9 protein-coding genes are annotated in these 11,709 nt (G+C 71.1%); 4 read left to right on the top strand and 5 right to left on the bottom strand.

The window, feature by feature from the left end; all coding sequences use genetic code 11:
* Positions 1 to 16 precede the first annotated feature (16 nt).
* Together ACFPQ9_RS25590 and ACFPQ9_RS25585 are read left to right on the top strand one after the other, a co-directional pair.
* Positions 17 to 2,164 carry an amidase domain-containing protein gene (locus ACFPQ9_RS25590; protein WP_380858668.1) on the top strand — a complete coding sequence of 716 codons (2,148 nt, stop codon included), beginning with the start codon at positions 17 to 19 and terminating at the stop codon, positions 2,162 to 2,164.
* 2 nt (positions 2,165 to 2,166) lie between these two features.
* On the top strand, positions 2,167 to 2,619 hold the full coding sequence (locus ACFPQ9_RS25585; protein WP_380857641.1) for a hypothetical protein: 453 nt from the start codon (positions 2,167 to 2,169) through the stop codon (positions 2,617 to 2,619).
* A gap of 170 nt (positions 2,620 to 2,789) precedes the next feature.
* On the opposite strand, the gene rbsD is transcribed toward ACFPQ9_RS25585, so the two are convergent.
* The 5 genes from rbsD to ACFPQ9_RS25560 all read right to left on the bottom strand — a co-directional run bounded on the left by rbsD (position 2,790) and on the right by ACFPQ9_RS25560 (position 8,798).
* Positions 2,790 to 3,179, bottom strand: a complete 390-nt coding sequence (gene rbsD / locus ACFPQ9_RS25580; RefSeq protein ID WP_380857638.1) for a D-ribose pyranase — start codon at positions 3,177 to 3,179, stop codon at positions 2,790 to 2,792.
* On the bottom strand, positions 3,176 to 4,165 hold the full coding sequence (locus ACFPQ9_RS25575) for a ribokinase (RefSeq protein ID WP_380857635.1): 990 nt from the start codon (positions 4,163 to 4,165) through the stop codon (positions 3,176 to 3,178). The genes rbsD and ACFPQ9_RS25575 overlap by 4 nt, the downstream gene beginning before the upstream one ends.
* 142 nt (positions 4,166 to 4,307) lie before the next feature.
* Entirely contained in the window at positions 4,308 to 6,260 is a 1,953-nt protein-coding gene (locus ACFPQ9_RS25570; RefSeq protein WP_380857632.1) for an ABC transporter permease/substrate-binding protein, read from the bottom strand.
* A complete protein-coding gene (locus ACFPQ9_RS25565; protein WP_380857629.1) occupies positions 6,250 to 7,782 on the bottom strand; it encodes a sugar ABC transporter ATP-binding protein in 1,533 nt (510 codons plus the stop codon). The genes ACFPQ9_RS25570 and ACFPQ9_RS25565 overlap by 11 nt, the downstream gene beginning before the upstream one ends.
* Positions 7,779 to 8,798, bottom strand: coding sequence for a LacI family DNA-binding transcriptional regulator (locus ACFPQ9_RS25560; RefSeq protein WP_380857626.1), 1,020 nt, complete (start codon positions 8,796 to 8,798; stop codon positions 7,779 to 7,781). Before ACFPQ9_RS25560 ends, ACFPQ9_RS25565 begins: the two co-directional genes overlap by 4 nt.
* Positions 8,799 to 9,002: 204 nt before the next feature.
* Here ACFPQ9_RS25560 and ACFPQ9_RS25555 point away from each other — a divergent pair, with 204 nt between their 5' ends.
* Entirely contained in the window at positions 9,003 to 9,368 is a 366-nt protein-coding gene (locus tag ACFPQ9_RS25555) for a cupin domain-containing protein (protein ID WP_380857623.1), read from the top strand.
* A 66-nt stretch (positions 9,369 to 9,434) separates the two neighbouring features.
* On the top strand, positions 9,435 to 11,681 hold the full coding sequence (gene recD2 / locus ACFPQ9_RS25550; protein WP_380857620.1) for an SF1B family DNA helicase RecD2: 2,247 nt from the start codon (positions 9,435 to 9,437) through the stop codon (positions 11,679 to 11,681).
* Positions 11,682 to 11,709 lie beyond the last annotated feature (28 nt).

The following is an 11,709-nucleotide window of genomic DNA, read 5'->3' as shown; positions in this document are numbered from 1 at the left end:
CGGCGGGCTGCCCGACATGCCGCAGGCCCTGGAACAGGGCGCCACCAACACCCTGACCCCGCTGCTCTCCGGCGTCGTCACCAGCCCCGAACAGGGCCGCGTGCGGGCCGAGTTCGTACTCCGCGACGAGAACGGCAAGGACCTCACCGGCGTACGCGTCCCCGACGCGTGGGTCGACAGCGGCCTGCGCGCCGCCGCCCAGGTACCCGCGGGCGCGCTGCGCTCCGATACGACGTACCTGTGGGCGATGCGCGCCTGCACCGACGCCGGGTGCTCGGCATGGTCGTACGAGCAGGAGCTGACGGCGACCGACGGCCCGGGTGACAAGGCGCCGGAGACCAGGACCCTGACTCTCGACGGCGATGCGCTCGCCGACGCCACCGCGCCGGTCCGCCAGGCCACCCCCGCCGTACGGGATGCCCGGCTCACCCTCGACGCCGACCACGCCGTCTGGCTCAAGCCCGACCTCACCAAGGTGCCCGCCGGGGCGCGGATCGTGAAGGCCCGGCTGGAGCTCACGCCCGCGCAGGGCGCCGAACGGCCGGTCGAGATCTACGAGTTGCTGGACCCCTGGTCCGCCCCGCAGAACGGCTCCGACCTCCCGGGCCTGCTCGACGAGGCCCCGTTCGCCGACGCCGCCCGCCCGGCCGACCAGGACCTCGCCCCGGTCGTGCAGTCCTGGCTGGAGCAGGAGACCGGCGAGGGCCTGGCACTGCGGCTGCCGGAGGGAGTGCGGGAGCCGGTGGCGTACCACTCGGCGCGCGCCAAGGAGGCCGCCCAGCGGCCACGTCTCGTGCTCGACTACGTGCCCGCGGCCGCCCCGGGCCGTCCGCAGGATCTCCGCGCCACCTCCGGTGACGGCGGGCTGCTGGCCACCTGGAATCCGCCGCAGGACGACGGGACGGCGGGCGACGGCCTGGAGTACACCGTCGCGGTGCAGAAGGAGAACGGCGGTGAGGTGGCCCGTACGACCACCACGGTCCCGCGCGCCGTCGTCCCCGGCCTCGCCGACAAGACCGCCTACCGCGTCTCCGTCCAGGCCAGGACCGCCCACGGCACCAGCCCGGCCGCCGTCTCCGAGCCGGTGACCACCGCGGGCGTCCCGGGCGGGGCCGGCGCGTACCGGGAGATCGTGCAGCAGTACCTGGACGCACGGGCGGGTCTGCTGACCGGCCGCCACACCACGGCCGCCGCGGCACTCGCGGCGAGCACACGCGGGACGTCCTTCGCGGACCTGCTGACCGCGCAGGCACCGGCCCTGGTGGAATCCCGCGAACTGCTCGCGCAGCACGGCCGTACGTACACCGACGCGACCGCGAAGCTCTCCGACGTCCTGGTCGGCGTCGACGCCGGCGGAACCGTCTTCCTGCGGGCGTCGGTCGCGGAATCCGCCCTGCTGACCCAGGACGGCACGAGCGAGCCGGACGAGGGCCTGCAGGAGCAGCGCTTCACCTTCAGCAGCAACGGCGGAGCCCCGATCCTCCACCTGGAGACCGACGCCCCCGCCGCGGAGACCGTCCTGACCGAGGCACCCTCCGCGTGGACCGGCCTGGATGTCGCCCCGCCCGAGAGTCAGGACGCCGACGAGGTACCGGACGAGCCGATCGCCCTCGGCCCGGACGGCTTCCCGGTCGACGAGCCCGCCGGACCGACCCCGGTCGCCCTGCGCGCCGCGGCGGTCTCCGGCTCCGGCACCGCCAAGTGGGCGTCGAAGAACATCGGCACCAAGTGGGAGTACGGCCAGGACTGCACCAACTTCGTGTCCAAGGCCCTCTACTACGGCGGAAAGATGAAGACCCGCGCCGGCGGCCGCAAGCACGACCGCGCCTGGTGGCAGCAGTACTACTTCTTCGGCACGATCAAGAACAAGAGCTACACCTGGTCCGGTGCCGAGAACTTCCGCCGCCACATGACCAAGTACCGCAAGGCCCCGTCGGTGTCGAAGAAGAACGCCAGGCCCGGCGACATCGTGATGTTCAAGTGGAAGAAGGAGAGGGTGTACAACCACGCCGCGGTCGTGGTGGGCAACACCGGCCGCGATCTCCAGCTCCGCCAGCACGGAGGCGTCAGCAAGACCACCCTGAGCGCGGCCATCGCCCGCTACAAGCACAAGGCCAACTACATCGAGCGCGTGATCATCCTGCGCCCCAAGTCGAGGAGCTGACGATGATCCGCAGCCTCCACCGGTCGGCCGCCCTGGCCCTCGCCCTCGGCGTGTGTCTGACGGCATGCGGCGACGACGACGGCCCGGCCGAGTACCAGACCGCCTACACCAGCCACGAGCCCCTCCAGGTCACCGGCCACCCCTCCACCGGCAGCCTCGGCACGGTCCAGCAGATCGTCTGGCACCTCGCCGACGAGGACGCCGAGGCACTGGCCGCCCTGCACACCGAGGGCGGTGACGCGGGCGCCGAGGCACGTGCCTGGATCAAGGCCTACGGCGCCGACGCCCAGGGCAAGGTGACCGCGGACTTCCTCGACGAGGGGTCGGTACGCCAGGACGTGGTGCTGCACTTCGCCGAGTCCCGCCGCACTCAGGAACTCACCGTCCGCATCGGGGACGACGACACCTGGGGCGTGGTCCTCGACGACCCGCATCCGACGCCCGAGCCCCGCTAGAGCGGTCCGGTAGAAATTTCTCCGGAAAACCGTGCAACCCTCCCCCCACCTCGCGGGTCGTATTGGGCATCAGGACTCTTGGAGGGGGATCTGGGGGGATCGCGGGGGTTCTGATGGGGGAGGGGAAAACCCCGAGGGGCCCGGTCTGCGGACCGGGCCCCTCGAAATGTTCAGAAGAACACGCCGCAGCGCAGCAGCACATTCGCGTACGGCCGTGCCTCACCGGTCCGTACGATCAGCCGGGCCCCCGCCGACAACTGCTTGAGCCGCTCATGCGGGACCAGCTCCAGGCCGGGGAACTCGCCCGCCAGCAGCGCGGCCGCCGCCGGATTGGCGTCGTGGATCTCCTTGGCCGCCGTCGCGCCCTCGACCACCAGCTCGGCCAGCAGACCGTCCAGGACGACGGCGAACGACGGCACCCCGGCGCGGAACGCCAGGTCCACCACGCGGGGACCGTCGGGTATCGGCATCCCCGCGTCGCACACCAGCACACCGTCGCCGTGGCCCAGTTCGGCGAGGGCGCCGGAGAGATGGCGGTTCAGGATTCCGGCACGCTTCACTGGGCCCCACCTCGCGAGGTCACGCCGGGCGAGCTGTCCGACCCTCGGCCGGGGGTCCGGGGGTTGGCCCCCGGATCGGCACAGCACAGTGCCTCGACCTCCGCCGCGGTCGGGAAGGACACCTGCGCGCCCTCCCGTGTGACGGCCACCGCGCCGACCCGGGCCGCGTACGCCGCCGCCTCGGCCAGGGACGCACCCGTCCCGAGCCGCCACGCCAGCGCCGCCGTGAACGCGTCGCCCGCGCCCGTGGTGTCCACCGCGACCACCTTCACGGCCGCCACGCGCGTGACACCCTGCGCCGACGCCACCAGCGCGCCCTCGGCGCCGAGGGTCACGACCACCGAACGGGGGCCCTTGGCCAGCAGGATCCGCGCCCAGTCCTCGGGGGTCTCGCCCACCGCGGAGTCGCCGAGGATCACCTTCGCCTCGTGCTCGTTCACGATCAGCGGGTCGCAGGCCGTCAGCACCTCGGTGGGCAGCGGGCGCGGCGGCGAGGGGTTCAGGACGAACCGGCCGTCCTCCGCCAGGTTCCGGACCACCTCGACGACCGTCTCCAGCGGGATCTCCAGCTGGGCCGACACCACGCGTGACGCCTGGAAGAGGCTTGCGGCGGCGCGCACGTCACCCGGGGTGAGCCGGCCGTTCGCGCCCGGTGAGACCACGATGCTGTTGTCGCCGGACGGGTCCACCGTGATCAGCGCGACGCCGGTCGGCGCGCCGCCGACGAGGACGCCCACCGTGTCGACGCCGGAGGCCCGCTGCGAGTCGAGCAGCAGCCGGCCGTGCGCGTCGTCGCCGACCCGGGCCAGCAGGGCCGTGCGGGCGCCGAGCCGGGCGGCCGCGACCGCCTGGTTCGCGCCCTTGCCGCCCGGGTGGACGGCCAGATCGGAGCCGAGCACGGTCTCGCCGGCACCCGGCCGACGCTCGACACCGATCACCAGGTCGGCGTTGGCCGACCCTACGACCAGAAGGTCGTAGTCGTACATGAGATCGCTCCCCTGATAGTCCCCGTAGTGGCGGCCAGGCGGGCGGCCGCCACCTGGTTCATGCACCCAGGTCCATGCTCCTGCAACGACCGCCCGCCCGTGCGCCGTTCACCGATGTGGAGCCGGATGGCGCGGGCGTGCGTCAGCCGCTGAAGCCCGCCACGTTCTCCTTCGTGACCACCTTCACCGGCACCTTCACCGTCTGCTGGACCTTCTCGCCGTCCAGGGCCTTGAGGGCGTTGTCCACGGCGATCCGGCCGAGCTGGGTCGGCTGCTGGGCGACGGACGCGTACAGCGAGCCGCCCTCGACCGCCTTCAGGCCGTCCGGTGTGCCGTCGAAGCCGACCACCGAGACCGACGTGCCGGCCTTGGAGCCCAGCGCCTTGATCGCACCGAGCGCCATCTCGTCGTTGGCGGCGATGACGCCCTGCACGTCCGGGTGCGCCTGGAGCAGGTTCGACATCACGTCCAGGCCCTTGGTGCGGTCGAAGTCGGCGGGCTGCTGGGCCACGACCTGGATGCCGGGGAACGCCTCGAGGCCGTTCGCGAAGCCCTGGGCGCGCTCACGGGCGGCGGAGGTGCCTGCCTGGCCCTGGAGGATCACGATCTTGCCCTTGCCGCCGAGCTTCTCGGCGATCGATTTGGCGGCGAGCTCACCGCCGGCGACGTTGTCGGAAGCCACCAGGGCGTCCGTCTTCGCGTTGTTGACGCCGCGGTCGACGGCGATCACCGGGATGTCCGCCTTGTCGGCGGCCTTCACGGAGTTGCTCGCCGCGTCCGAGTCCACCGGGTTGACGATGATCGCGCCGACGCCGGAACTGGTGAAGTTCTGCAGCTGGTTGGCCTGCTGCGAGGCGTCGTTCTGCGCGTCGGTGACGGTCAGGTCCACGCCCCGCTTCTTCGCCTCGGCCTGGGCGCCCGCCCGGATCTGCACGAAGAAGGGGTTGTTGAGGGTCGACAGCGACAGGCCCATCTTCCGGTCGGCCGGCGAGGAGGAGCCGCTGTGCAGGAAGGAGGTCGCGCCGACGATCGCCACGGTGACGACCGCCGCGAGCGCGTACGTCCCCGCCTGCTTGCCCTTGCCTCCCGGAGAAGCGCCGGCCGCCGCCGGGGTCGCGCCGGCCTTGCGGCGCAGCGTGTCGAAGAGCACGGCCAGCGCGATCACGACGCCGATGACGACCTGCTGCCAGAAGGCGGACACGTTCAGCAGGTTCAGGCCGTTGCGCAGCACCGCCAGGATCAGAGCGCCGATGAGGGTGCCGGACGCCTTGCCGGTGCCGCCGGCCAGGGACGCTCCCCCGATGACGACCGCGGCGATCGCGTCCAGCTCGTAGCCGTCGGCGGCCTGGGGCTGCGCGGAGGACAGCCGGGAGGCGAGCACGATGCCCGCGACGGCGGCGAACACACCGGACAGCGCGTAGATGGCGAGCTTCTGCTTCTTCACCCGCAGGCCGGAAAGCCGCGCGGCCTCCTCGTTGCCGCCGATCGCGTACATCGAGCGGCCGATGTAGGTCCGGCCGAGTACGAAGGCGGCGATCAGACCCATCACGATCATCACCAGGACCGGCACCGGCAGCCAGCCGCCGAGCGTGTCACCGAGGTGTGAGACGGAGTCGGGGAAGGGGATCGGGGAGCCCTCGGAGATCACCAGCGACAGACCGCGCGCCACCGAGAGCATGGCGAGCGTCGCGATGAACGGCGGGAGTTTGCCGTAGGCGATGAGGAAGCCGTTGACGAGTCCGGCCGCGATGCCGGTCGCGACGGCCAGCAGCACCGCTATGACGACCGGCACACCGTGCGAGGTGGCCGTCCAGGCGAGGACGGTGGCCGACAGGGCCGCCACCGAACCGACCGACAGGTCGATGCCCGCCGAGACGATGACGAAGGTGACACCGAAGGCGAGAACGGCGGTCACGGCCGCCTGGACGCCGACGTTGAGCAGGTTGTCGGTGGTCAGGAAGTCGCCCGACAGCGCCGACATGGCGATGACGAGGACGATCAGCGCGGTGAGCGCGCCGTTTTCGAGGAGCAGGCGGCGCAGACCGCTGGTGGCGCCGCCGGCGCCCGACGTGCTCTTGAGCGTGTCAGTGGCCACGAGCGGCCTCCTTGCCGGTCTTGAGGTCAGTGGTGGGGTTGCTGACGGCGAGTGCCATCACGGAGTCCTGGGTCGCCTCGTCGGCGGAGAGTTCGCCCGCGATACGGCCCTGGGCCATCACCAGGACGCGGTCGCTCATACCGAGCACCTCCGGCAGATCGCTGGAGATCATCAGTACGGCCGCGCCGGCGGCGGTGAGTTCATTGATCAGCTCGTAGATCTCGACCTTGGCGCCGACGTCGATGCCGCGCGTCGGCTCGTCGAGGATCAGCACCTTGGTGTCCGCGAGCAGCCACTTGCCGATGACGACCTTCTGCTGGTTGCCGCCGGACAGGGTGCGCACCTGCTGGCCGAGCCCGGCCATCCGCACGCCCAGCCGGTCCGCGATCCTCGCGGCTGCCTCCCGCTGTCCCCTGAGGTCGACGAGCCCCGCGCGCGTGGCGGCCCGCATGGTCACCAGGCCGAGGTTCTCCTCGACGGACTGGTCGAGCACCAGGCCCTGGCCCTTGCGGTCCTCCGGGATCAGTCCGATGCCGGCCGCCATGGCGGCGCCCACGTCATGCCCCTTCAGGGCCCCACCGGCGACCTTGACGGCGCCCTTGTCGTACGGGTCCGCCCCGAACACCGCGCGCACCACCTCGGTGCGTCCGGCGCCGACGAGCCCGGCGATGCCGACGACCTCACCGGCGTGCACCTCGAAGCCGACGTCGTGGAAGACGCCGTCGCGGGTGAGGCCCTCGACCGTGAGCAACGCGGCGCCCCTGTCCGCCCGTTCGCGCGGGTACTGCTGCTCGATCGAGCGGCCCACCATGAGCCGTACGAGCTCGTCCTCGGGCGTGGCGGCGGGCACCTGCCCGACGGACCGGCCGTCCCGGATGACCGTGACCCGGTCACCGAGGGCGGCGATCTCCTCCAGGTGGTGCGTGATGAAGACGATCCCGACGCCGTCCTCGCGCAGCGTGCGCACGATCGCGAAGAGCTTCTCCACCTCCTCGGAGGTGAGCACGGCGGTCGGCTCGTCCATGATCAGCACACGCGCGTTCAGACTGAGCGCCTTGGCGATCTCGACCATCTGCAGGCGCGCGATGCCGAGTTCACGCACACGCGCGCGTGGCGACACGTTCACGCCGACCCGCTTCAACAGGACCTCGGCGTCGGCCTCCATCCGCTTCCGGTCGATCATCCCGAAGCGGCGCGGCTGGCGGCCCAGGAAGATGTTCTCGGCGACCGTGAGGTCGGGGACGAGATTGAACTCCTGGTAGATGGTGGCGATCCCGAGGCGCTCGGAGTCCTGCGCACCGTGGATGCGCCGCTCCTCGCCGCCGACCAGGATCCGTCCGGCGTCGGGCGTATGGGCACCGGAGAGCATTTTGATGAGCGTGCTCTTGCCGGCGCCGTTCTCACCGAGGAGGACGTGCACCTCCCCGCGGCGCAGATCGAAGTCGACGCCGTCCAGCGCGACCACGCCCGGGAAGGTCTTCCGGATGCCCTCGATGCGCAGCAACTCGTCCGGGTTGCTCACGACGTGCTCCTTTGCACTGCAGTGGGGTTCGCGCCGCAGGAGCGGCGTACGACGAGACGGGCGGGCAGGGTGACGGACTCACCGGGCCGGCCCTCGATCCGGTCCACCAGGGCCCGTACGGCGGCCCGGCCGAGCTCGCCCGTCGGCTGGGCGATGGCGGTGATCGGCGGATCGGTGTGCACGAACCAGCGGATGTCGTCGAAGGCCGCCAGTGCGATGTCGTCGGGGATGCGCAGGCCACGCGCGCGTACCGCGTCCAGGGCGCCGAGCGCCATCAGGTTGTCGGCCGCGAAGACGACCTCGGGCGGCTCGGGCAGGTCGAGGAAGCCCTCGGTGACCCGTCGGCCGCTCTCGGCCTGGAAGTCGCCCTGCCCTATGTAGACGTCGGGGAGTTCGAGCCCGTAGGCGGCGAGCGCCTCCCGGAACGCCTGGACACGTTCCCGTCCGGTCGTGGTCGCCGCCGGTCCCGCGATGATCGCCAGCCGACGGTGCCCGAGCCCGTACAGATGCGCCACGAGGTCCTGGACGGCGGTCCGTCCGTCCGCCCGCACGACCGGCACGTCCACGCCCGGGATCCACCGGTCGACGAACACCATCGGCGTCCCCGCGCGGGCCGCGTCCAGCATCAGCGGGGAGCCGCCGTCGGTGGGGGAGACGAGGAGTCCGTCGATGCGCCGGTCCAGCAGGTTCCGTACGTGATGTTCCTGCAGGTCCGGCCGCTCGTCGGCGTTGCCGATGATGACGCTGTAGCCGAGCGCGCGGGCCTCCTCCTCGACGGAGCGGGCCAGTTCGGTGAAGTAGGGGTTCATCACGTCGCTGATGACCAGGCCGAGGGTGTGGGTCTGGTCGGTGCGCAGGGAGCGGGCGACGGCGTTCGGGCGGTAGCCCAGGGTCTGGACGGCGGCCAGCACGCGTGCGCGTGCCTCGGCACTGACCGACGGATGGTCGTTCAGGACCCGCGACACCGTGGCGACGGAAACCTCCGCCTCGGCAGCGACGTCCTTGATGCTCGCCATCGCCGCTCCACCTCCTCGTGGAACTCGTGGAAACGATTACATCGACCTGCACGAAGGATTGGAATCGATTACATTCCGATTAATCAAGCCCTCAACCAGATCTCGAGACCGGATCGTGATGTCGCGAGGTACTCCGGAGCGGTCCACGCTGAAGAGGCAGGGGTCGTCACCAGGGGCCCCTACGGGGCCCGGAGCGGAGGAGCCATGACGGCGATGACACGCGACGAGGTACCCGTCACCCTCGGCGGCGACGGCGTGGAGGTCCGATCCCGGACCATCGGCGGCGGTATGTCCGTCGGCTACATCAGCCTGCCGGAGGGCACGGACATGGGTCCCGCCCTCAAGGGCCTGGAGGGCGATGCCTGTCCCTGCCCGCACTGGGGCTATCTGCTGAAGGGCCGGCTGCGGATGCTGACGCCGCGGGGCGAGGAGTACTACGAAGCGGGCCAGGCCTACTACTGGGGTCCGGGCCATGTTCCGGTGGCCCTGGAGGACTGCGAGTTCGTGGAGTTCTCACCGTCCGACGACTTCCAGGCGGTGATCGACCACGTGAAGTCGCAGGCGGGGTGACGGCCGCCGGCACCGCCTTTCCCACAGGCCGCCCGCGTTGTCGGACCCGGGCGGTAGCGTCGGATCATGTCCAATCAGGCGGGGTCCACGGGCGAACGGCGACTCGCCGTGCTCGAAGGCGTCCTGGAGCGCATCACATACGCCAACGAGGAGAACGGCTACACGGTCGCCCGGGTCGACACCGGAAGAGGCGGCGGTGATCTGCTCACGGTCGTCGGTGCGCTGCTCGGGGCCCAGGTCGGTGAGTCCCTGCGGATGGAGGGGCGTTGGGGATCCCACCCGCAGTACGGCAAACAGTTCACCGTCGAGAACTACACGACCGTCCTGCCGGCCACCGTCCAGGGCATCCGGCGCTATCTCGGCTCCGGGCTGGTCAAGGGCATCGGCCCGGTCTTCGCCGACCGGATCACCCAGCACTTCGGGCTGGACACCCTGACGATCATCGAGGAGGAGCCCAAGCGGCTCATCGAGGTCCCCGGCCTCGGCCCCAAGCGCACGAAGAAGATCGCCGACGCCTGGGAGGAGCAGAAGGCGATCAAGGAGGTCATGCTCTTCCTCCAGACCGTCGAGGTGTCCACCTCCATCGCCGTACGGATCTACAAGAAGTACGGCGACGCCTCCATCTCCGTCGTGAAGAACCAGCCCTACCGGCTCGCCGCCGACGTCTGGGGCATCGGCTTCCTCACCGCCGACAAGATCGCCCAGTCCGTCGGCATCCCGCACGACAGCCCGGAGCGGGTGAAGGCGGGCCTCCAGTACGCCCTGTCGCAGGCCACCGACCAGGGCAACTGCTACCTCCCCGAGGAACAGCTGATCTCGGACGCGGTCAAGCTCCTCCAGGTCGACACCGGGCTCGTCATCGAGTGCCTCGCCGAGCTCGCCCAGGTCCCGGAAGACGGCTCCGACCCGGGGGTCGTACGGGAGAAGGTGCCCGGTGAACACGGCGAACCCGTCACCGCCGTCTATCTCGTCCCCTTCCACCGGGCCGAACTCTCCCTCTCCGCCCAGCTGTTGCGGCTGCTGCGCACCGGCGAGGACCGGATGCCGGGGTTCCGTGACGTCGCCTGGGACAAGGCGCTGGGCTGGCTGAAGGGCCGTACGGGCGCGGAGCTGGCCCCCGAGCAGGAGGCCGCCGTCAAGCTAGCCCTGACCGAGAAGGTCGCCGTGCTGACCGGCGGTCCCGGCTGCGGCAAGTCCTTCACGGTCCGGTCCATCGTGGAGCTGGCGCGGGCCAAGAAGGCGCGCGTCGTCCTCGCCGCCCCCACCGGCCGCGCAGCCAAGCGGCTCGCCGAACTGACCGGCGCCGAGGCCTCCACCGTCCACCGCCTGCTGGAGCTCAAGCCCGGCGGCGACGCGGCCTACGACAAGGACCGCCCGCTCCAGGCGGACCTGGTGGTGGTCGACGAGGCGTCCATGCTGGACCTGCTGCTCGCCAACAAGCTGGTGAAGGCGGTGCCGCCGGGCGCGCATCTGCTCTTCGTCGGGGACGTGGACCAGCTGCCGAGCGTCGGCGCGGGCGAGGTGCTCAGGGATCTCCTCGCCGACGGCGGCCCGATCCCCGCCGTGCGCCTCACGCGCGTGTTCCGGCAGGCCCAGCAGTCCGGCGTGGTGACCAACGCGCACCGGATCAACGCCGGACAGCACCCCGTCACCGACGGGATGAAGGACTTCTTCCTCTTCGTCGAGGACGACACGGAGGAGGCCGGCCGGCTCACCGTGGATGTGGCGGCCCGTCGGATTCCGGCCAAGTTCGGGCTCGACCCGCGCCGGGACGTCCAGGTGCTGGCCCCCATGCACCGCGGCCCGGCCGGCGCGGGCACGCTGAACGGCCTGCTCCAGCAGGCCATCACGCCCGGCCGCCCCGATCTGCCGGAGAAGCGGTTCGGCGGCCGGGTCTTCCGCGTCGGCGACAAGGTCACCCAGATTCGCAACAATTACGAGAAGGGGGAGAACGGTGTCTTCAACGGCACCGTGGGCGTGGTCACCTCGCTCGACCCGGTCGACCAGCGCCTGACGGTGCTGACGGACGAGGACGAGGAGGTTCCGTACGAATTCGACGAACTGGATGAACTGGCGCACGCGTACGCGGTGACGATCCACCGTTCACAGGGAAGTGAATATCCCGCGGTCGTGATCCCCGTCACGACCGGAGCATGGATGATGCTTCAGCGGAACCTGCTGTACACGGCGGTCACCCGGGCCAAGCGGCTGGTCGTGCTCGTCGGTTCGCGCAAGGCCATCGGCCAGGCGGTGCGCACGGTGTCGGCCGGGCGCCGCTGCACAGCGCTCGACTTCCGGCTCGCGGGCTCCTGAAACCCATTTTTCGGCCCCCGCCGGACCC

The sequence above is a fragment of the Streptomyces coerulescens genome, from assembly GCF_042657965.1.
Taxonomy (GTDB): domain Bacteria; phylum Actinomycetota; class Actinomycetes; order Streptomycetales; family Streptomycetaceae; genus Streptomyces; species Streptomyces coerulescens.
The sequence above is the reverse complement of the archived record's forward strand: the minus strand, read 5'-3'. Positions and strand labels throughout refer to the sequence as shown.

Excerpts from the sequence above, each read along its gene's own strand:
- ACFPQ9_RS25590 (WP_380858668.1), top strand. The coding sequence starts at position 17 with ATGCCGCAGGCCCTGGAACAGGGCGCCACCAACACCCTGACCCCGCTG.
- ACFPQ9_RS25585 (WP_380857641.1), top strand. The coding sequence starts at position 2,167 with ATGATCCGCAGCCTCCACCGGTCGGCCGCCCTGGCCCTCGCCCTCGGC.
- ACFPQ9_RS25575 (WP_380857635.1), bottom strand. The coding sequence starts at position 4,165 with ATGTACGACTACGACCTTCTGGTCGTAGGGTCGGCCAACGCCGACCTG.
- ACFPQ9_RS25560 (WP_380857626.1), bottom strand. The coding sequence starts at position 8,798 with ATGGCGAGCATCAAGGACGTCGCTGCCGAGGCGGAGGTTTCCGTCGCC.
- ACFPQ9_RS25555 (WP_380857623.1), top strand. The coding sequence starts at position 9,003 with ATGACGGCGATGACACGCGACGAGGTACCCGTCACCCTCGGCGGCGAC.
- recD2 (WP_380857620.1), top strand. The coding sequence starts at position 9,435 with ATGTCCAATCAGGCGGGGTCCACGGGCGAACGGCGACTCGCCGTGCTC.